The 19479-nt window shown below is 68.5% G+C and carries 18 protein-coding genes; 11 read left to right on the top strand and 7 right to left on the bottom strand.

The window, feature by feature from the left end:
• Genes ABD893_RS04345 through ABD893_RS04360 form a run of 4 tightly spaced genes read right to left on the bottom strand, consistent with a single transcriptional unit; the run spans position 1 to position 4056 of the window.
• Positions 1-1041: an AAA family ATPase gene (locus tag ABD893_RS04345; protein ID WP_345076324.1), complete on the bottom strand. Its 1041-nt coding sequence runs from the start codon at positions 1039-1041 to the stop codon at positions 1-3.
• Positions 1038-2258: a DUF4350 domain-containing protein gene (locus tag ABD893_RS04350; RefSeq protein WP_345076325.1), complete on the bottom strand. Its 1221-nt coding sequence runs from the start codon at positions 2256-2258 to the stop codon at positions 1038-1040. The genes ABD893_RS04345 and ABD893_RS04350 overlap by 4 nt, the downstream gene beginning before the upstream one ends.
• Entirely contained in the window at positions 2255-2929 is a 675-nt protein-coding gene (locus ABD893_RS04355; RefSeq protein ID WP_345076326.1) for a DUF4129 domain-containing protein, read from the bottom strand. The genes ABD893_RS04350 and ABD893_RS04355 overlap by 4 nt, the downstream gene beginning before the upstream one ends.
• Positions 2926-4056: a glycerophosphoryl diester phosphodiesterase membrane domain-containing protein gene (locus ABD893_RS04360; protein ID WP_345076327.1), complete on the bottom strand. Its 1131-nt coding sequence runs from the start codon at positions 4054-4056 to the stop codon at positions 2926-2928. The genes ABD893_RS04355 and ABD893_RS04360 overlap by 4 nt, the downstream gene beginning before the upstream one ends.
• Positions 4057-4242: 186 nt before the next feature.
• Here ABD893_RS04360 and mtrA point away from each other — a divergent pair, with 186 nt between their 5' ends.
• From mtrA to secA, 7 genes are all read left to right on the top strand, one after another.
• Positions 4243-4938, top strand: a complete 696-nt coding sequence (gene mtrA, locus ABD893_RS04365; protein WP_345076328.1) for an MtrAB system response regulator MtrA — start codon at positions 4243-4245, stop codon at positions 4936-4938.
• A 16-nt stretch (positions 4939-4954) separates the two neighbouring features.
• Positions 4955-6682 (top strand): MtrAB system histidine kinase MtrB, encoded by a 1728-nt coding sequence (gene mtrB, locus ABD893_RS04370; protein ID WP_345076329.1) that lies wholly within the window; start codon positions 4955-4957, stop codon positions 6680-6682.
• Positions 6679-8382 carry an LpqB family beta-propeller domain-containing protein gene (locus ABD893_RS04375; RefSeq protein ID WP_345076330.1) on the top strand — a complete coding sequence of 568 codons (1704 nt, stop codon included), beginning with the start codon at positions 6679-6681 and terminating at the stop codon, positions 8380-8382. The genes mtrB and ABD893_RS04375 overlap by 4 nt, the downstream gene beginning before the upstream one ends.
• Positions 8383-8465: 83 nt before the next feature.
• Entirely contained in the window at positions 8466-9263 is a 798-nt protein-coding gene (locus ABD893_RS04380) for a ComF family protein (RefSeq protein WP_345076331.1), read from the top strand.
• Between the two features lie 165 nt (positions 9264-9428).
• On the top strand, positions 9429-10088 hold the full coding sequence (gene hpf / locus ABD893_RS04385; RefSeq protein ID WP_345076332.1) for a ribosome hibernation-promoting factor, HPF/YfiA family: 660 nt from the start codon (positions 9429-9431) through the stop codon (positions 10086-10088).
• Positions 10089-10172: 84 nt separating this feature from the next.
• Positions 10173-11450, top strand: coding sequence for a winged helix-turn-helix domain-containing protein (locus ABD893_RS04390; protein ID WP_345076333.1), 1278 nt, complete (start codon positions 10173-10175; stop codon positions 11448-11450).
• Positions 11451-11548: 98 nt separating this feature from the next.
• Complete coding sequence (secA, locus tag ABD893_RS04395; RefSeq protein WP_345076334.1) at positions 11549-14533, top strand: preprotein translocase subunit SecA; 2985 nt, start codon at positions 11549-11551, stop codon at positions 14531-14533.
• 1 nt (position 14534) lies between these two features.
• Here secA and ABD893_RS04400 read toward each other — a convergent pair whose 3' ends face one another.
• Together ABD893_RS04400 and ABD893_RS04405 are read right to left on the bottom strand one after the other, a co-directional pair.
• Positions 14535-14954 carry an Rv3235 family protein gene (locus ABD893_RS04400; RefSeq protein ID WP_345076335.1) on the bottom strand — a complete coding sequence of 140 codons (420 nt, stop codon included), beginning with the start codon at positions 14952-14954 and terminating at the stop codon, positions 14535-14537.
• Positions 14951-15859, bottom strand: coding sequence for a LysM peptidoglycan-binding domain-containing protein (locus ABD893_RS04405; RefSeq protein ID WP_345076336.1), 909 nt, complete (start codon positions 15857-15859; stop codon positions 14951-14953). Before ABD893_RS04405 ends, ABD893_RS04400 begins: the two co-directional genes overlap by 4 nt.
• 239 nt (positions 15860-16098) lie before the next feature.
• Between ABD893_RS04405 and ABD893_RS04410 the strand changes: the two genes are divergently transcribed.
• On the top strand, positions 16099-16644 hold the full coding sequence (locus tag ABD893_RS04410) for a hypothetical protein (protein WP_345076337.1): 546 nt from the start codon (positions 16099-16101) through the stop codon (positions 16642-16644).
• Between the two features lie 64 nt (positions 16645-16708).
• Here ABD893_RS04410 and ABD893_RS04415 read toward each other — a convergent pair whose 3' ends face one another.
• Complete coding sequence (locus ABD893_RS04415; protein ID WP_345076338.1) at positions 16709-16948, bottom strand: helix-turn-helix domain-containing protein; 240 nt, start codon at positions 16946-16948, stop codon at positions 16709-16711.
• A gap of 218 nt (positions 16949-17166) precedes the next feature.
• On the opposite strand from ABD893_RS04415, the gene ABD893_RS04420 reads away from it, so the two are divergent.
• Genes ABD893_RS04420 through ABD893_RS04430 form a run of 3 tightly spaced genes read left to right on the top strand, consistent with a single transcriptional unit; the run spans position 17167 to position 19479 of the window.
• A complete protein-coding gene (locus ABD893_RS04420; RefSeq protein ID WP_345076339.1) occupies positions 17167-17808 on the top strand; it encodes an SAF domain-containing protein in 642 nt (213 codons plus the stop codon).
• Positions 17805-19019: a CpaE/TadZ family protein gene (locus ABD893_RS04425; RefSeq protein ID WP_345076340.1), complete on the top strand. Its 1215-nt coding sequence runs from the start codon at positions 17805-17807 to the stop codon at positions 19017-19019. The genes ABD893_RS04420 and ABD893_RS04425 overlap by 4 nt, the downstream gene beginning before the upstream one ends.
• 13 nt (positions 19020-19032) lie before the next feature.
• A complete protein-coding gene (locus ABD893_RS04430) occupies positions 19033-19479 on the top strand; it encodes a DUF6912 family protein (protein ID WP_345076341.1) in 447 nt (148 codons plus the stop codon).

Below are 19479 nucleotides of genomic sequence, written 5' to 3' on the forward strand. Positions count from 1 at the left end.
TCAGCGGGGAACCGGTACGGAGGCGAGGGTCGCGGCGAGCACGGCCTCGACCTGGGTGCCTTCGAGCTCGGCCTCGGTGGTCAGCCGCACCCGGTGGGAGAGCGTGGACAGAGCCATCGTCTTGACATCGTCCGGCGTGATGAAATCGCGTCCGGAGAGATAGGCCCAGGCCCGGGAGGTGCGCAGGAGCGAGATCGCCCCGCGGGGCGAGACCCCGAGCGCGAGGCTGGGGGAGCGGCGGGTGGCGCGGCACACGTCCACGATGTACTGCACCACCGGATCCTCCGCCACCACGGCGGCAACATCGCGCTGGGCACGATGCAGCGAGGGGATGTCCACCACCGCTCGCAGGCCCATCGCAGCGAGATCCGTGGTGTCGAAGCCCGCGGCGTGGCGACGCAGCACATCCACCTCGACCTCACGCTCGGGCAGCGGCATCACTGCCTTGAGCAGGAAGCGGTCCAGCTGTGCCTCGGGCAGGGTGTACGTGCCGTCGAACTCGATCGGGTTCTGGGTGGCGATCACCACGAAGGGATCGGGCAGCGGCCGGCTCGCGCCGTCGATCGTCACCTGCCGCTCCTCCATCGCCTCCAGCAGTGCGGACTGCGTCTTGGGAGGGGTGCGGTTGATCTCGTCGGCCAGCAGCAGGTTGGTGAAGACGGGACCCTCGCGGAAGACGAGGTCGCTGGTGGCGTTGTCGTAGATCAGCGAGCCGGTGATGTCGCCGGGCATCATGTCAGGGGTGAACTGCACCCGCCGCATCCGCACATCGAGAGCTGCGGCCAGGGAGCGGACCAGCAGCGTCTTGGCGACGCCCGGGACGCCCTCGAGCAGCACGTGCCCGCGGCACAGCAGCGCCACGACCAGGCTCGTCACGGCCGCGTCCTGCCCCACCACGCCCTTGTGGATCTCGGTGGAGAGGCGCTGGAGCTGGGAGCGGGTGTCCTGGTCGACGTCGGGCCCGGAGCCGGTCATCTCCGCGGTGACGGGAACGGCGGCGGGATCTGCGGGCGGGTGAGCACCCGGGGTGGGGTCGGTCATAGGTCGATCTCCTTCTCGAGTTGGTCGAGGTCGTGCGCGAGGCGCACGAGGTCCTGGTCACTGGTGACGGGGGAGGGCCCGAGCAGCGTGCGCAGCTGCTCAGGGGTGCGATCCACGTGCGGCGCGAGCGCTGCCAGTAGACCGACGAGGGCGGATTCGCGGCGCAGTCCGAGTCGGTTCGCGAGCCGTGATGCTGCCGCGGAGCGCAGTGCTGTCGCCGCGGCCTGCCGCTCACCGGAGCGCTGGAGCAGTCGGGCCCGGCCCAGCACCAGCTCCTGGGGACGGACGGTGACCGGCAGCGGTTCGACCACCACCGGGCCGAAGCGCCGGCTCAGCGCCACGAGGGCGACGATCGCGATGAGCAGCAGCCAGAGCAGGAGCGGTCCGGCCCAGTCCGGCAGATACCCGAGCAGGGTCTGGGAGGACGAACCCATCGGGTCGTTCGCGGAGGGGACGTACCAGCTCAGCGCGCCCTCCGTGCTGAGGCTGTTCAGCACCAGGGCGGAGTTGTCCGCTCGGCCCACCGCATCGTTGGTGAGCAGGTCCGCGCTGCCCAGCACGAGGACCCCCTCGTGTTCAGCCACGAGGGAGCCCTGCTCGGTGCTGAAGCAGGACGTTCCCTCCCCAGAGACCCGGTACAGGGTAGCGGCGCCGCGGATCGCCTCCTCGGCGGCGGGGACCAGCAGCGTGCCGGCCTGGTGCTGGAGATCACCGCACCCGGGCCCGGCCTCGATCAGGGTCTCGGTGCGGACGGCGCCGGACGGCGAGATCTGGGAGGAGAAGTAGGAGAGCGACACCAGATCGGGGGCGACCAGCACCAGGCGTCCCTCTCCGTCCTCACGGGCCTCGGCGAGGGCCGTGAGCTGCTCGGCGCTGAGGCTTCTGGGGTCGGTGACCAGCACCGTGCCGCCCTCCTGCAGCGCCTCAGCAGCGTCTGCCGTGTGACGGTCGACGTCCACCTCCACACCGAGGTCACCGAGCACCTCGACCACTGCCTTCGAGCCCTGACCGGTGGGGGCTGCAGGTTCGAGCGGTCCGTCCCGGTAATAGCCGCGGGCGATCGAGGCCAGGATCGCGGCGAGCATCGCGAGCACGATCAGGACGGTCAGCCAGGGGCGCCGTCGGGAGGGCTTCGCCTGCTGACTCCTCGAACGGTCTGGACCGTCGGCCGACGGGGCAGGTGCCACCGTGAGCCCTGGGGAAGGGCCTAGGCTCATGAGCCCCCTCCTCTCACCGGTGCAGGATCCGGCTCGGCGCCGGTCATGGCGGACAGATCCGGGGCGGATTCCGCGATGTACTCGGCCAGACGCAGCAGATCATCCGCCTGCTTGGTGGCGACGCTGCGGTGGGAGTAAGCAGCGGTGTCGAACGCATCGGCGCCGCGTTGCAACCGCCCACGCAGCTCAGGGAAGGGTGCTTCAGCGTGGCGGGCGGCTTCGTGCGCGGTCATCCCCGCGGACACCTCCAACAGCGTGCGCTCCTCGAGATCGCGCACCAGCCCCCGCAGCGCGAGCACGGTGCCGTCGTCAGTGTGACCTGCATCGATCGCTGTCCGCGCGGCGTCGCGCAACTCGCTGCCGCTGAGCACCGGCTCGGCATCGAGGCTGGTCGCGACGGAGAGGGCGTGGTCGCGACGGATCAGTCCGGTGCGGCGCAGCACCAGGATGACCACCGCGATCAGCGCGACCGCGATCAGCACGGCGATCCCGGCCTGGGTGGCCGACGAGCCGTCGATACCGTCGAGAACCTTCATCAGCCAGTTCTCGAGGGTGCTGAGCACCCAGGCCACGAAGCCGGGGGAGTCGTCGTACTCGGGCTTCGCGAGCTCTTCCAGGATGCGGGTGCGAGCTTCCTCGGAGTCCTGCGGCGGAGGCGCGGCGGGGTTCACCGGACCCTGACCCCGTCCCAGTGCTCACGTGCGCGGCGCGTCAGCTCGACGTCCCAGGCCTCGTGGCGCATCCGATTGTCCGCATAGACAGCGACATAACCGGCGGAGAGGAACGGGGCCAGCAGGAACGTGGCCGCATAGCTGCCCACCATCGAGATGATCGTCAGCACGGCCATGCCCAGCAGCAGCGCTTCGAAGGAGCTGATCAGCAGGATGGCGACGTAGAGGATCATGGCGATGGTGCTGAACACGCCCACGATGACCTGCACCGCGATCGTGTAGAGGAGGTACAGCAGGATCGTGGTGCCCAGCACCCGCCAGAGCCGACGACCGCTGGTCATCGCGAAGCTGCGCCGTAGCGCGCCGAACACCCCGGTCTCCTCGAGCACCAGCGTGGGGACCGCGAGCACCGTGCGGGCCCAGATCCAGAGCATCACCAGCACCGCGGCGACGAGGCCTATCACCAGCGGGATGATGGTCAGAGCGGTCGCCTCCTGGAGCAGGATCAGGGGGAGCATCCCCAGCACCAGCAGCACCACGAAGGCGAGGCTGCTGAACAGGCCGATCAGCAGGGTCACCGCGACCGCGGGCAGCCCTCGACGGCGCATGACAGCCCACATGTCGGCTGTCGAGAGGTGTTCACCGACGGCCTCTCCGAGCGCGACGCGGGTCAGTGCCACGGTCACCAGCGACGAGGCGACCAGCGAGATGATCATGGTCACCGCGCTCGAGACGACCATCAGCACCACGTCGCCCACGGAGCCGAACGCGGTGGGCGTGGCAGTGGTGGCGGCGGGGTCCTCGAGCACGGCCTGCATGTCGCCCATCATCGGGACCATGCTCGCGCCGGTCGCGAAGGTCATGATCACGAAGGCGACGCCGTAGACAGCCGCAGCGACGCCGAGCACCGAGCGGGCACGCAACCGATAGATCCGCACTGCTGCGCCGAGCACCTCTCCCAGCCCCAGCGGCCGCAGCGGGAACAGCGGCATCGACTGGACCAGCTCGCGACGAGGCCCGCCGGGTGGTGGTGCAGAGAGCGGTCCAGGAGGCCCACCGCCTGCGTTCGAGGGCGGGGACGGCTCACCGGACCCGTGCGCTCCCGGGGCGGTCCACTGCGTGCTCATCGTTCCTCCTGCTGCTGGCGACGGGGAGGCAGCTGGCTGCCATGTCCGGACGGGTGGGAGTGGAACTCCAGGACTGACACTACGGAGTGCGGGTGCCACAGCTGATCCGACGAACGTCGAAGACCTGGCGTCTTCCGGACACCCCTGGCCCCGGCCTCCCAGCTCTCGGCCTCCAGCGGTGGCACAATGATGTTCATGACGACGCCTTCTCGGATCCTCGTGGTCGATGACGATCAAGCGATCGCCGAAATGGTCGGCATCGTGCTGCGCGGCAAGGGCTACGAGGTCGCGACCTCTCCAGACGGAGCTTCCGCGCTGGAGACGTTCCCGCGCCTGCGACCCGATCTGGTCCTGCTGGATCTCATGCTGCCCGGAATGGACGGGATCGAGGTGTGCCGCCGACTGCGCAGGGAGTCCGGGGTGCCGATCATCATGCTCACCGCGCGCACCGATACCGCAGATGTGGTCGAGGGTCTCGAGGCCGGGGCCGACGACTATCTCACCAAGCCCTTCGAACCTGAGGAGCTGGTCGCCCGGATCAAGGCTCGGGTGCGCCGGGTCGAGGCTCCCACGACGGAGCAGCTCACGATCGGTGACCTCTCCATCGATGTGGATGGGCACGAGGTGCGCCGTGATGACGAGCTGATCTCGCTGACCCCCCTGGAGTTCGATCTGCTCACCCAGCTCGCCCGCAAGCCGTGGCAGGTGTTCACCCGCGACGTGCTGCTGCGTGACGTCTGGGGCTATCGCCATAGCGCGGATACCCGTCTGGTCAACGTCCATGTGCAGCGGCTGCGCTCGAAGATCGAGCATGATCCGGAGAATCCCGCCATCGTGGTGACCGTGCGCGGGGTCGGCTATCGCGCCGGGGGCGGAGCCTGAGGGCACCGACGCGGTGGTGAGCACTCTCGAGGGCAGCGGCCCCGCGCCGACGGAGCGTTCGGAGAAGCGTTCGGTGATCGACGTCGATCCCCGCAGCTGGCCGCTCGCCCTGCGGGTCGTGCTGGTGACCACGCTGCTGTCCATCGTGGCGCTGCTCGTGGTCGGCGCCTATCTCTCCTCGGTCATCGCCGACGGTCTCTATGAGCAGCGGCGAGACCGGGTGCTCGAGGAGACTCTCGAGGTCCGGGGTGAGCTGACCGAGACCCTCTCCCAGGTGTCCGGGGCCACCAGCACCCAGCAGCAGGACGCCGTGAGCGCCTTCGTCCAGACCACGGGCGGACGGGGAGGCGGTGACCGCCGAGAGGTGGCACTGGTGCCGATCGAGACCACCGGTACGGTCTTCCCTGTCGAGTCGTCGGAACGGACTCTCTTCGACGAGGTCGACGACGAGTTTGCCGCGGCCGTCGCTGAGCAGCCGGAGACCATCTCCTGGCGCTCGATCGGCCGTGAGGACGGCTTGGGGGAGACGGATCCGGCTCTGCTGGTGGGGACGCGGGTGATCGTTCCCGGCTCCGGTTCCTACGACCTCTACCTCGTCTACTCCATGCAGGAGGAGCAGGACACGCTCGCCTTCGTGCAGCGGGTGATCCTCGGGGGCGGCGGGGTGCTGATGGCTCTCATCGTCGGCATTGCGATCGTCGTGGCGAGGATGGTGACCACCCCGCTGAAACGTGCTGCGTACGCCGCGGCGCGGATGGCCGCAGGGGATCTGACCAGTCGCGTCGAGGTCTCGGGTGGTGACGAGCTGGCCCGGGTGGGGGAGTCCTTCAACGATATGGCTCGCAGCCTCGAGCAGAAGGTCGACGATCTCACCGAGCTCTCCTACGTCCAGCAGCGGTTCGTCTCCGATGTCTCCCATGAGCTGCGCACCCCGCTGACGACGATCCGCATGGCGTCCTCGGTGCTCGATGCTCGACGATCCGACCTGCCCGGTGAGCTGCAGCGGACCACCGAGCTGCTCTCCACGCAGGTCCAGCGCTTCGAAGTGCTGCTCACGGACCTGCTGGAGATCTCACGGTTCGATGCCGGTGCCGCAGAGCTCGAGGCCCACCGGGAGAACGTCGATGCGCTCGTCGAACGGGCGCTCGAGGACGTCCGCCCGCTGGCGGGTGCCCGTGGTTGTCTGTTGGATGTGCGGCTCGCCGGTGGTGACGTCTACGCGGTGGTCGATGCGCGCCGCGTCGACCGGGTCCTGCGCAACCTGCTGACCAATGCGATCGAGCACGGTGCCGGACATCCCGTGCTGATCCAGACCGCCGCGGACGAGGACGCAGTCGCGGTGGTGGTCCAGGACCACGGCCACGGCCTCTCCCCGGAGGATGCCGAGCACGTGTTCGATCGTTTCTGGCGTGCTGATCCCTCCCGGGCCCGGACGCTCGGGGGGACCGGTCTGGGACTGTCGATCTCCGTCGAGGATGCGCGCCTGCACGACGGCTGGCTCCAGGCCTGGGGGCAGGAGGGCGAGGGCGCGGTGTTCCGGCTGACGCTCCCGCGGCGCCCGGGAACCCCGTTGACGCGCTCCCCACTGCGGCTCGAGCGCTCACTGGATCGGCGCGGTGCGGATGCCGCGGTCTCCACGACCCCGACGGGGGAGATCCGAATCGGACCCGGCCTGCTCCCCGACCTGGAGGACACCGGGAGCGATTCCTCCCCGGAACCCGACGAGAGCGGAGAGGCACGATGAGACCTTCACGTCGACATGTGCTGCGCGCTGCAGGTGCCGTGGCGGTGCTGGGTATCGGCGCGGCCTGTGCCCGCATCCCCACGGAGTCCCCGATCGTCAGCCGCGGCTTGACGGGAAGTTCCCAGCCGGGCGCCCCCTATGTCAGGGCGCTGCCGCCCCCACCGGACGCCGACGCCGCAGAGGTCGCAGCCGGCTTCGTGCAGGCCGGGGTCGGCTCAGAAGACGACTTCGCCATGGCGCGCGCCTATCTCACGCAGCCGGCGAGCGAACAGTGGGACCCGGCAGCCGGGATCACCGTGTACTCAGGCAGCCAGGAGCTGCAGATCGAGGCGCTCGACGATGGCAGGCTCGCGCTGATCCTCCAGGTCGTCGCGCTGGTGGACGGCACCGGCGTGCGCACCGTGCTGACCGGGGCTGCACCCCGGGAGGTCGAGGTCGCGATCGAGCAGGTCGATGACCAGTGGCGGCTCAGCGAGGTGCCCGACGGGATATTCCTCTCGGAGGCGGCGTTCGGTTCCCTCTACGCCCCGGCCAGGCTCTACTTCCTCGACATCCGGGAACGTCACCTGGTCCCCGATCACCGCTGGTTCCCGCTGCGTCGGGGTGCCGCGAGTGTGCTCGAAGGGCTCGTCGCCGGGCCCGCCAGCTTCCTCCAAGGTGCTGTCAGCAGCCAGATCCCACGGACCTCGGGGATCTCCGACGCCGTCATCACCACCGGTGCCGACGGCGGTACGCAGGTGGCAGTGCCGACCGCGATCGCGAACCTTCCCACCGGCCCGAGAATGCTGGCGCTGTCCCAGATCGAGGCCTCCTTGCGCTCATTGCGCACTCTGTCCGGCGTCCAGATGGTGCAGGACGGCGAAGAGCTGGTGCTCGATGAGAAGACCCGGACCGAGCGCGGACTGCCCGGCCATCGCCCGATCGCCGCCGGCGCGACCGGAATCATCTCACTGGCTGATCCGGGCCAGGGGGTGCCTGCCGCGCAGCTGGTTCCCGCACTCGAAGCCATCGCGCTCTCCTCTCCGGTGATCGCTCAGGACGGCGTGCTCGCGGCAGCCCGCAATCCGGAGGGGAGCATCGTGCTGCTCGCCTCCGCCGACGGTTCGATCCCGGTGCGGGAGGCCGCGACCGGCGGCGCCTTCGTCGCACCGTGCCTCGACGACGCGGGATTCGTCTGGACCGCCACCCGGTCCAGCGCGGGCGCCCTGTTGGCGCTGTCCGGTCAGGGTGCGGAGCTCGATGCGAAGGTCGATGCGGCCTGGCTGACCGCTCGTGAGATCCGTGCCCTGGACATCGCGGCCGACGCCACCCGGATGCTCGTCCTCTCCGCGGATACCGGGGGCACCCGGGTGGATCTGTGCGCGGTGGTGCGTGACAGCGGAGGAATTCCGTCTTCGCTCACCGATCCGGTCGGCATCCGCACCGATCTCCAGGACATCACCGAGGCCAGCTGGTACGACGAGATCGCCGTGCTGGTGCTGGGGACGGATCCCGTCTCCGGCGAGCGCAGGGCACAGATCGTCGACTTCGCCACCGGCAAGGAGGCCTTGCCCTCGCTCGCGCCCGGCACTGATCGGGTCGCGGGTTCGGCCGTCGCCGAGACGGTGTGGGCCGGTACTTCAGAGGGCGTTCTGCTGCGCAGCAGCGGGGACGGTTGGGCCACGGTCGATATCGAGGGCCGGGATCCGTCGTTCTACTGACCACGGTTCCTCCACACCACGGCGTCATCCACTCTCGCTGCCCGGAGGTGGGATGCCCTTCCGCACTGCGCTGAGATGGAGGTATGACGGACACCGGCGCCCCGACCCTGTGGAGGATGCTGCGTGAGGCGGCGGTCCAGACCTGCGCGCTGGTGGCACCCCGGCAATGCCCCTGCGGGCGGGAGGACACACGACTCTGCCCGCACTGCACGGCGCTGCTGGAGTCGGAGCCGTGCCGGGTGGAATCTTGCTGCGACGCCCTGCAGGAGCTGAGCGCTGCACGGGTGCGAGACGAGGTGCACGGCGATCTCATGCTGCCCGCCGGAGTCGACCACACCCCGCTGCTGCCCGTGCTCGCGCTCGGTGAATACGGCGGAGACCTGCAGCGCTTGATCCTGGCGTGGAAGAACGGCGGGATGCTCCACCTCGGTGCGCGCATCGCCCCGGCACTGTCCCCGGCCGTGGCCCGACTCGCCGGGGACGCTGACGGCGCCCTGCCTTTCCTGGTCCCGGTGCCCTCGCAGCGCAGTGCTCGGCTGCGTCGCGGCGAGGACCACACCGCAGAGCTGGTGCGTGCCATGGAGCGCAGCGGCGCGGGGCGCGCTCTGCTGCTGCGCGCCCAGCCCACCACCGCGCAGGAGGGGCAGGGCGCCCGGCAGCGACGCAACCGCCAGATACTCCTGCGCGGGCGTGCTGCCCGCCAGGCGGGGCTGCGGGCCGCCCCCGTGGTGATCGTCGATGATGTGGTCACCACCGGCTCCACGCTGCGCGGGATGCATCAGGCGCTCACGGCTGCCGGCATGCAGGTGCTGGGGGCGGTGGTGGTCGCCTCCGCCCGGGTGCCGACTGAGCCGAGAACTGCCGGCGAGCGAACGGGATGAATTTTTGGGACGAACATTCAGGAAACACGGCGCAAAGCATGGCATGCTGGTGATACCCGCCACACGACGGCGGGACCCCCTTCACCAGGAGGTGCGACCCCCAGCCGAAGAGCCATCGCGGCCGGGCTCAGAGCGGCCGCACCCTGATAGGAGGAGAACCCACTCATGGAGATCAATGTCGTCGGACGCCATATGGACGTCCCGGACCGATTCCGTCGCCATCTCGCTGACAAGCTCGACAAGGTCACCCAGCTCGCCCCCGCGGCCCTGCGCGTGGACGTCGAGATCTCACAGGAGAAGAACCCCAGGCAGACCGAGCTCAGCGATCGCGTGGAGCTGACCGTTCATGAAAATGGTGCGGTGATCCGCTCGGAGGCCCGAGCGGATGATCTCTACGGAGCGCTCGACGTCGCCTACGGCAAGCTCCTCGAACGACTCCGTCGGTCCCGCGACCGTCGCAAGGACCACCGCCGTGGTCGCGACCGTTCCCACCAGGGCGCAGGCGCGAGCCTCCGCACCTTGCCCGCGGATCAGGAGATGCCCGCGCCGCTCCTGGAGGACGCACCGAAGAGCGAGGACGAGACGGAGTCGACCACAACCACCCACGAGCATGACCTCGCTGAGGCCGGCTCGCCGGTGGTCATCCGCGAGAAGAAGCACTCCGCCACGCCGATGAGCATCGACGATGCGCTCTACCGGATGGAGCTCGTGGGCCATGACTTCTTCCTCTTCGTCGACGCCGAGACCGGCAACCCGAAGGTGGTGTACCGCCGCAAGGGCTGGAACTACGGTGTCATCGAGCTCGACGCAGAGCTGACGGCCTGACCTCTCTTCACCGCTGAAGGGCGGGAGGGGCCTCGCGGCCCCTCCCGCCCTGTGCTGTGCCGACCCCGCAGGAGCATCCCGCCGATGAGCCCGACTCTCACCTGGACCCGTGCACGCCGGATCGCCCTGCGAGCCCAGGGCATGGGGCTCGCCCGCCGCAGCGATCCGCCGACCACGGCAACCAGCCGACGCGCACTCGCCCGCACCCTCGAGCGGACCCATCTGCTCCAGATCGACTCGGTCAGCGTGTTCGCGCGTGCCCACCACCTTCCCGTCTTCACCCGCAGGGGCCTCTGGGACCCCGCCGTGCTCGAGGACGCCGTGCGTCCCGGACCACAGCGCACCCTGCGGGAGAGCCTCGCCCATGAGGCCACCTACACCACCCCCGAGATCCACCGACTGCTGGCCTTCCGCCGCCGAACCACCTCCGAGAAGGACTGGGGCGCGGTGCGCGATATCGCTGTGACCTCGCCGCATCTGTTCCCGCAGATCCGGGAGGTGCTGCAAGATATCGGACCCGCCAGTGCGGCCACCGTGTCGAAGCATCTGGGCGACACCGAGCGAGGAGAGGGCTGGGGGTGGCGCCGCACCGCCACCCAATGGGCAGTGGAGTATCTGTTCCGCACCGGAGACCTCGACTGCGTGGGCCGCTCCTCGCAGTTCGAGCGGCTGTACTCCCTTGCGGCGGAGGAGCATGCATCACCGGTATCCGCGGCGCAGGACGAGACGGCATCCATCGAGCAGCTGGTCCTGCGAGCGGCCCGCTCCCTGGGCGTCGCCGAGATCAGCTCCCTGGCGGACTATTTCCGCCTTCGCCTGCGGGAGGTCGCCCCTGCCGCCGAGCGGCTGATCCTCCAGGGCGAGCTGCAGGAGGTCGAGGTCTCCCACCCCACCGGCACCCGGAAGATGCTGCTGCACAGGGATGCCCCGGCCCCTGCCCCGCTGCGGGTCGCAGCACTGGTCAGCCCGTTCGATCCGATCGTCTTCCATCGCCCGCGGCTCGCGCACCTCTTCGATGTGGACTACCGCATCGGCATCTATACCCCCGCCGCCCAGCGCACCGCCGGCTACTATTCGCTGCTCTTCCTGCTCGGGGACCTCATCCCGGCGCGCGTGGACCTGCGGGCAGATCGCGCCCGGAAGGTGCTCGAAGTACGGGGCGCCTACCGGGAACCGCTGCCCCACCTCCCTGCCCGGCAACGGCCCGAGGACCAGGCACTCATCGAGGCTCTTGCCATGGAGCTCCGACGTGCCAGCCGGTGGCAGGGCCTGAACACGATCGAGGTTCTCACCGGGCCGGGGACGGGAGAGCTCTCGATCCCGTTGGCGGCGGCCACCCGCGGGCACGCCGACTTCGGGTGACGATCCGCGCAGGTGGTCACCTTCCGGGGCCGTGACGCATACGATGGGTCAGGCATCAGCCGCCCTACGGGGTGTACACGAGATCTACGGGAGCACGAGTGGTCAACCTCTTCGACAAGATCCTGCGCGCCGGCGAAGGCCGGGAAGTGCGCAGGCTCGAAGCCATCGCCCAGCGAGTGGGGGAAGCCGGGGATGTCTTCAGCGAGCTCACCGATGACGAGCTCCGTGCCGAGACCGACCACTTCAAGGAGCGGCTCGAAGAGGGTGAGACTCTTGACGACGTGATGGTCGAGGCGTTCGCCGCAGTGCGCGAGGCAGCTCACCGCACGCTGGGCCAGCGACCGTACGACGTGCAGATCATGGGCGGAGCGGCGCTGCACCGCGGTCGCATCGCCGAGATGAAGACCGGCGAGGGCAAGACCCTGGTGGCGACCCTCCCCGCCTATCTCAACGCGCTCGCCGGCAAGGGCGTGCACGTGATCACCGTGAACGACTACCTCGCCGGCTACCAGAGCGACCTGATGGGCCGCGTCTTCCGCGCCCTGGGCCTGACCACCGGAGTCATCAAGTCCGGCATGACCCCCGCAGAGCGACGCGAGCAGTACAACGCAGACATCACCTACGGCACGAACAACGAGTTCGGCTTCGACTATCTGCGCGACAACATGTCTCTCACCCCGGAGGACAGGGTCCAGCGAGGACACAGCTACGCGATCGTCGACGAGGTCGACTCGATCCTCATCGATGAGGCACGCACCCCGCTGATCATCTCCGGACCCGGCTCCGGGGACGCGAACAAGTGGTTCAGCGAGTTCGCGAAGGTCGTCAAGCTGCTGCGTCAGGACCGCGACTATGAGGTCGACGAGAAGAAGCGCACCGTCGGCGTGCTCGAGTCCGGGATCGACAAGGTCGAGGACCACCTCGGCATCGACAACCTCTACGAATCGCTCAACACCCCGCTGATCGGCTTCCTCAACAACGCCATCAAGGCCAAGGAGCTGTTCAAGAAGGACAAGGACTATGTGGTCCTCAACGGCGAGGTGATGATCGTTGACGAGCACACCGGTCGCATCCTCGCCGGTCGCCGCTACAACGAGGGCATGCACCAGGCGATCGAGGCGAAGGAGGGCGTGAAGATCAAGGCGGAGAACCAGACTCTCGCCACGATCACCCTTCAGAACTACTTCAAGCTCTACGAGAAGCTCGCAGGCATGACCGGCACGGCCGAGACCGAGGCCGCCGAGTTCATGAACACCTACAACCTGGGTGTGGTGCCGATCCCCACCCACCGCGAGATGCAGCGTGCGGATGAAGCCGACCGCATCTACCGCACCGAGAAGGCGAAGTTCGAGGCCGTCGTCGAGGACATCGTCGAACGTCATGAGAAGGGCCAGCCTGTGCTGGTGGGTACCACCAGCGTCGAGAAGTCCGAGTATCTTGCCAAGCTGCTCACCGCCCAGGGCGTCGAGCACGAAGTGCTGAACGCGAAGAACCACGCGGGAGAAGCCGCGATCGTCGCGATGGCAGGTGCGAAGGGTGCCGTCACCGTTGCCACGAATATGGCCGGCCGCGGCACCGACATCATGCTCGGCGGCAACGTCGAGTTCATGGCCCATGCGGAGCTCGAGAAGCGCGGCATGGATGCTGAGGAGGACCGGGAGGCGTACGAGAAGGCCTGGGACGAGGAACTCGTACGCGCCAAGGAAGCTGTCGCTGAGCAGCACGACGAGGTCGTCGAGATCGGTGGTCTCTACGTGCTGGGCACCGAACGCCACGAATCGCGCCGCATCGACAATCAGCTGCGCGGCCGCTCCGGCCGTCAGGGCGACCCGGGGGAGTCTCGCTTCTACCTCTCTCTCCAGGATGACCTGATGCGGCTGTTCAACTCCGGGGCGGCGGAGTCCCTGCTGGCCCGCGGCGGTGTGGACGAGTCGATCCCGCTGACCGGCCGTATGGTCTCCGGCGCGATCCAGCGCGCGCAGAACTCGATCGAGTCACGCAACGCCGAGATCCGCAAGAACGTTCTGAAGTACGACGACGTGCTGACCAAGCAGCGCAAGAAGTTCTATGAGGAGCGCTCGCGGATTCTCGAAGGCGAAGATCTCGACGAGCACGTCGAGCGCTTCATCGACGAGGTGATCGGGGGCACCGTCGACGCCCACACGCGCGGCAAGCCTGCGGAGGATGTCGATCTGGAGGAGCTGTGGGGCGCCCTGCGTCCCGCATATCCGGTCTCGCTCACCGCTGACGAACTCATCGAGGAGGTGGGCGGGAAGGAGAACCTCGAGGCGAAGGTGCTGAAGGCGGAGATCCTGGCCGATGCCCGCGTCGCCTATGAGAAGCGCGAGGAGGAGCTGGGCGAAGAGGGTCTGAGGCAGCTGCAGCGTCGTGTGCTGCTGTCCGTGATGGATCGGCGTTGGCGCGAGCACCTCTACGAGATGGACTATCTCAAGGAGGGCATCGGCCTGCGGGCGATGGCCCAGCGTGACCCGCTCATCGAGTACGAACGCGAGGGCCATCTCATGTTCAACGACATGATGGCTGGTGTGAAGGAAGACGTGGTCGGCTACGTCTACCACCTCGAGGTGCAGGTCGAGAAGGCCGACCCGGTGGTCCCGAAGGCCGTCAGCGATCTGCTGCGCAGCGCTACGAAGGTCGCTGCTGCAGCTGCTGCGAAGAGCACTGCGGCCAGCGGAAAGAGTGCCGCGACCGAGAGCTCCGAGACGGTTGCCCCTGTGAAGGCCGGCTCGGACGCGGCCGGCGATGACGAGGCCGAGGGTGCAGACGGCGAGAGCGGCACGTCCACCGAGCAGTTGGCGCAGGAGCGGAGCGTCGTCCTGCGCGCGAAGGGGCTGGATGATGGGCCGGGGGAGCGTCAGCTTCGGTACACCTCTGCGGAGGGCAGTGGGGTGCAGGACTCCTCGACCCTTTCTCGGGCGCAGCGCCGTCATAATGCTCGTCATCACCACGGCGAGCCGGGCGAGTCGGGAGCGCACGACAAGGAGCAGGACAAGCCCGAGGGCGCTCCGCAGGAGGACAGCAAGAATCGGGCTCAGCGGAGGGCGAAGCGCCGCCGCCGCTGATTCATCCGATCTCCAGCACCGTCACGCGCCACCCTGTGTGCCGCAGTTCCCAGCGCATGGCCAGGAATCTCGCTCGGTCGGGCTCTCTGAGCACGCAGCTGGCTTCGACGGTGTGCTCGTTGACGATGCAGATCCGCACCCCTGTCACCATCAGAGCTCGCGCAGGCGCGAAACCGGTGGTGGCACGGAGGCGACGGGTCAGGGCAGCTCGACGCGCGAGCTGTTGGCTGATCTCCGGTGTGACCAGTCGCGTCAGTGAGTTCTCCGGACGCATGTCACGCACGATCTCGACAGCGCGCCGGGCTACCGGCACGATCAGGTGCTCTATCGCTCGTGGATCGTCGGGGGCATAGTCTCTGGCGTCCTCGGCATTTCCGGGGCCCGGGACCTGCGGGACGGGGCGTTGATCTGTGGCACTCATGGCATGTCCTTAGTGATCAGTGAGTGGGGGACGGTGAGTTCCATTCCAGGGAGCAGGCGGTCGGGGTCTGCCCCGATCACCTCCTGGTTGGCCGCATGCAGCAACGGCCAGGACGTGGAGATCTCGGCGGCGGCTGTCGTTCCGGGGCCGAGCAGTTCGTCCGTGATGCTCCATAGACTGTCTCCGCTGCGCACGATCACCGTGTGCGGAGTCGACGTCGTCGTCGTGCTGCGTGCCGAGGTGGGCATCGTCGGGGTGGCGGGGGCGGACGAGCTCGACACCGTGGCGGCCGGCTCATCGGGCACTGTCTGAGGGGCAGGGCTCTCCTCGCCCCAGCCCAGTGGAGGCAGGAGGGCTGTGCTTCGGGGTCCGTCACGCCCATCAATAGGGCCGGTGCCGGGCCCAGCTGCGTCCGATGCGGGGGTCGGGATGGGCGAGTCCGTGGGAAGCAGCTGGGAGGCTTGGGCGGGAGCCTGCTCGCTGAGCGCTGAGGACGCGGCATCTCCTTCGCTCGCCATCGCCGGGGTGAGCACGAGCGCGGTGGCTGTGGTCGCAAGAGCGGCTCCGGTGGCCACCCGCTGGGCGAGCCGGGGTGCCAGCAGCCGCAGCGCCACCAGCGATGCAGCGCCGGTCCGAGTAGCCGGCCCCGCCAGCAGGATTGCCGTGGCAAGCCCCCAGATGGCGGCGAGGTAGAGGCAGAGCAGAGCGCCGAGTGCAGCGAGAACGGCCAGCACCCCTCCGATCAAGGCTTGGTCTGCGTACGAGGCCTGTGCTGTTCTCCGCAGCGAATCGGCGGACATCGCCATAGCGACGGCACCGCCCGCCGCGAGCACAGTGCACAGAAGGGTGACCCCTGCGTGCGTCTGCGTGGTGGCCGTCGAGTTGTCCGTGCTGTCATCCCCCATGGAAGCCCCTGGCTGTGATGGCCCGTCAATGCCTGCGACGAAGCCGTGTCAATGTTGTCGTTTGATGAAGTTCGATGCAGTTTGATGCAGTTTGATGATGTTGATTCCAGATAGGAGCAAGTTAGCGCGTTGTGACGCAGGACGCAATGGCGTCGCGGTGGCGTGTGGATGATCGGCAGGTGGGGAGGAACGAATCTGGACAGGCGCTGATGCCCCGGGCAGGCGCTTAGAGTGGCGGCATGCGATTCGAGCGGATCTTCGAGGACCTCGAGGGACGGTTCGCCCATCACGAGCAGCAGGAGATGCGTGCCGTCTCGGAGGACCTGACCCGAGCAGAGCGCGCCCAGCTCACGCTGGCAGACCGACTCCGAGGCGCTGGGGCGCAGCTGCTGACGCTCCACGTCGGCTCAGGATTGCGCCTCAGCGGCACCGTCGATGAGATCGGTGCGGACTGGGTCACGCTGCGTGAGGGCGCAGGAGGTCAGCGGACCGTCGTCCCGCTCCGCGCGATCGTGATCGTGCATGGGCTCCCGACGAGGGCGCGTCTGCCCGAGGAGTCCTTGCGTTCACCGCTCGGACTGGGATCCATCCTCCGCGAGATCGCGAGGGACCGCAGCATCGTGCGACTGGAGACCCTCGCCGGTGGAGTGATCGGCCGGATCGCGGCGGTAGGTGCCGACACCCTGGATCTCCAAGCGCTGCCTACCGGGGAATCGGTACTGGTGCCAGGGTCAGAGCGGCTCACCGTGGCGATCTCGGCACTGCAGGCTGTGCTGCCCCGCTGAATTCCCGGTACCGGGAAGCAGGCGCAGAGGGAGAGCTGTGCGGGCGTCGATGTCTCGCGAGCCGTCAGTTCGTTCCGCTGGACTTCAGCTGCTCCCGCTGGCGCTCCTCCTCGAGGATGCTCGCGGTCGCCTCATAGCTGCGCTGGATGTATGACTCCAGCTCTGTGACCTCGACCCGCCACTGACCCCGCCCGCCGACCTTGATCGCCCGCAGCTCTCCGGAGCGCACCAGGGCATACGCCTGGGATGCGGAGATGGAGAGTGTCTCCGCCACATCAGACAACGGGACGAAACGTGGCGACATCGACGATCCTTCCGAGCGGAGCACCTGGAGGTGTGCCCGGCCATTCTCTCATCCTCGCCCCTGGCCGTTTCCACCGCTGTGGACAGACTCCGCCACTGCGTCTCGAGCAGTCGGATTTCCACAATGCGCCCGCACCGGCCCCATCGGAGCCGCTGCTGTCGTAGCCTCCCGGAAGGTCCCTGCGCCGCGGGGCCTGAGCGAGGGGTCAGGAGAGGGCAGTGGGGGCTACCGCACCGATGATGAGGTTGCGCCGACCACGATGGAAGGATCCGCGTCTGATCGTGGGGATCATCCTGGTGGTCGCGAGCGTGCTGATGGGGGCATTGCTGGTCTCCCGACTCTCCGAGACGACGCCAGTTCTGGTGGCCCGCTCTCCGATCGTGCCCGGGGACCCGATCGATGCTGCAGACCTGGTGGTGGTGGAGATGAGGCTCGGGGATCAGACAGAGGTCTATGCCGGCACCATGAATTCCATTCCCGCCGGCGCGGTCGCCACCCGCACCGTGCAGGAGGGTGAGCTGCTCCCGATATCCGCGATCGGACAGGCCACTGATGTGACGTTGCGACCTGTGGTGGTCCCGGTGGACGCGACCGTGGCGGAGTCCGTGGTCCCCGGTGCCACTGTGGAGCTCTGGCACACTGCTCCGACCAGTGCGGACTCTGAAGAGGTGCAGGCAGTGCTGCTGGTCCCCGACGCCGTGGTCCGACGCATCGATGAGGGCAGCTCACTGGGCATGCGATCGATGGCCGTCGAGGTGCTGGTGCCCAGCGGCAGCGTGGGTGAGGTGCTCGAGGTGCTCTCGAAAGATGAGCGGCTGGACGTGATCGGCGTCCCCGGCGCTCATGGGCTCGCACCATGATCGACATCGTGCTCTGCGCTTCGGGCAGCGACGAGGTCCGGATAGTCCACGATCTCGCGGTGGATCGCGACCGCACGGCCCGGGTGGTGCGCCGCTGCGCAGACCTGGCTGAGACTCTCGCGGTGACCGCGGCAGGCATCGGCGACGTGGTGCTCATCGACGTCTCTGTACGAGGCCTGGGACGCGATGCGATCGCGGCGATGATGCACGAGGCCCCGGTGGTGGGGCTGACCTCCGAGGACACCGCGGAGAAGACGGGGCTCGGGCTGCGCCAGGTCCTCCCCGTGCAGTCCTCGATCGACGAGATCCTGGCCGCAGTCACAGCGGCGGTCTCGGGGGAGGAAGAGGAGGTGGACTCCTGGACGCAGGAGGCCTCGGAGCCCGACCGCACGAGGACCGGGCGCATGGTGGCGGTCTGGGGGCCGACGGGGTCTCCCGGCCGGTCTCTGATCGCGGTGAATCTGGCTGCCGAGGCTGCAGCGGGAGGGGAGGAGACGGTGCTGGTCGATGCGGACACCTACGGCCCCTCGCAGAGCCAGCTGCTCGGAGTGCTGGATGAGGCGCCCGGCCTGGTCGCAGCGGCACGGGCCCACGACCGTGACACCCTGGACGAGGAGACACTGGAGTCGCTGCTGCCGCTGGTCCAGCCCCGCCTGCGGCTGCTCAGCGGAATCGGGGTTCCCGGTCGCTGGGCTGAGCTGCGCCGCACCTCGATGGAGGGAGTCTGGGGAGCATTGGCGAATCGGAGCGGGCTCGTCATCGCCGATATCGGACCGGTGCTCGAAGAGGACGAAGAGCTCAGCTACGACACCGCTGCGCCGCAGCGCAATGCCGCGGCGATCAGCGCGATCGAGGCGGCAGATGCGGTGATCGCGGTGGTCACCGCCGACCCCATCAGCATCACCCGACTGCTGCGGGAGCACAGCAGGCTCGAGGAGCTGGGTGTTGGAGAGCTCCATGTCGTGGTCAACAGGGTGGGTGCGCCCGTTCCCGGCGATCGAATCCGGGATCTGATCGCCTCCAGGATCTCCGTCGCCTCCTTGAACCTTCTACCGGACGATCCTGTCGCCTGCCGGACCGCAGCCTGGGACGGTGCCCTGCTCGCCGAGACCGCCCCGCGTTCGGCGCTGCGCAAGGGACTGCGGGATCTCGCGGCCTCTCCCGCTCTGCTCGGCCAGGGTGTCCCGGCCCTGGGTGAGGGGAGCCGGTGAGAAGATGGCTCCCATGAGGATCTACCTTCCGCTGACCGACCAGGACCGCCGAATGCTCGAGATTGCAGGTACCCGCGTCGATCTCGAGGCGGGCCGTGCCGCGTGGGCAGTGACCGCCGAAGCCCGTGCCGACCGACCCGGCGAGGACGAGGAGGACCTCGAGTACGAAGCACTCCAGGACGCCGTCCATATCGCCTTCAGCGCGGGACCGAGCACCGCGAGGGCGCTCGTGATCGCTGCAGATGTACAGGATGGCGCTCCCTCGCCTGCCGCCGAAGATGCGGGAGTCTTCGGTGTCGTCCTGCGGGAGGAGGCCTCGGCCAGGATCGCGAGCCTGCATGTCACCGAGCAGGACGCGGCGGCTGCGGACGCTGACGACACCGATCCCGCCCTGCTGTGGTTCGACACCAGCGAGGCGACCGATGCGCTCGCCTTCCTGGATGCCGCTTCCGGGAGCTGA

The organism is Brachybacterium paraconglomeratum, assembly GCF_039541415.1.
Classification (GTDB): domain Bacteria; phylum Actinomycetota; class Actinomycetes; order Actinomycetales; family Dermabacteraceae; genus Brachybacterium; species Brachybacterium paraconglomeratum_A.

Bases quoted from the DNA above. Each gene is read 5' to 3' on its own strand.
- ABD893_RS04345 (WP_345076324.1), bottom strand. From the start codon at position 1,041: ATGACCGACCCCACCCCGGGTGCTCACCCGCCCGCAGATCCCGCCGCC.
- ABD893_RS04350 (WP_345076325.1), bottom strand. From the start codon at position 2,258: ATGAGCCTAGGCCCTTCCCCAGGGCTCACGGTGGCACCTGCCCCGTCG.
- ABD893_RS04360 (WP_345076327.1), bottom strand. From the start codon at position 4,056: ATGAGCACGCAGTGGACCGCCCCGGGAGCGCACGGGTCCGGTGAGCCG.
- mtrA (WP_345076328.1), top strand. From the start codon at position 4,243: ATGATGTTCATGACGACGCCTTCTCGGATCCTCGTGGTCGATGACGAT.
- ABD893_RS04375 (WP_345076330.1), top strand. From the start codon at position 6,679: ATGAGACCTTCACGTCGACATGTGCTGCGCGCTGCAGGTGCCGTGGCG.
- ABD893_RS04380 (WP_345076331.1), top strand. From the start codon at position 8,466: ATGACGGACACCGGCGCCCCGACCCTGTGGAGGATGCTGCGTGAGGCG.
- hpf (WP_345076332.1), top strand. From the start codon at position 9,429: ATGGAGATCAATGTCGTCGGACGCCATATGGACGTCCCGGACCGATTC.
- ABD893_RS04390 (WP_345076333.1), top strand. From the start codon at position 10,173: ATGAGCCCGACTCTCACCTGGACCCGTGCACGCCGGATCGCCCTGCGA.
- ABD893_RS04400 (WP_345076335.1), bottom strand. From the start codon at position 14,954: ATGAGTGCCACAGATCAACGCCCCGTCCCGCAGGTCCCGGGCCCCGGA.
- ABD893_RS04405 (WP_345076336.1), bottom strand. From the start codon at position 15,859: ATGGGGGATGACAGCACGGACAACTCGACGGCCACCACGCAGACGCAC.
- ABD893_RS04410 (WP_345076337.1), top strand. From the start codon at position 16,099: ATGCGATTCGAGCGGATCTTCGAGGACCTCGAGGGACGGTTCGCCCAT.
- ABD893_RS04415 (WP_345076338.1), bottom strand. From the start codon at position 16,948: ATGTCGCCACGTTTCGTCCCGTTGTCTGATGTGGCGGAGACACTCTCC.
- ABD893_RS04425 (WP_345076340.1), top strand. From the start codon at position 17,805: ATGATCGACATCGTGCTCTGCGCTTCGGGCAGCGACGAGGTCCGGATA.
- ABD893_RS04430 (WP_345076341.1), top strand. From the start codon at position 19,033: ATGAGGATCTACCTTCCGCTGACCGACCAGGACCGCCGAATGCTCGAG.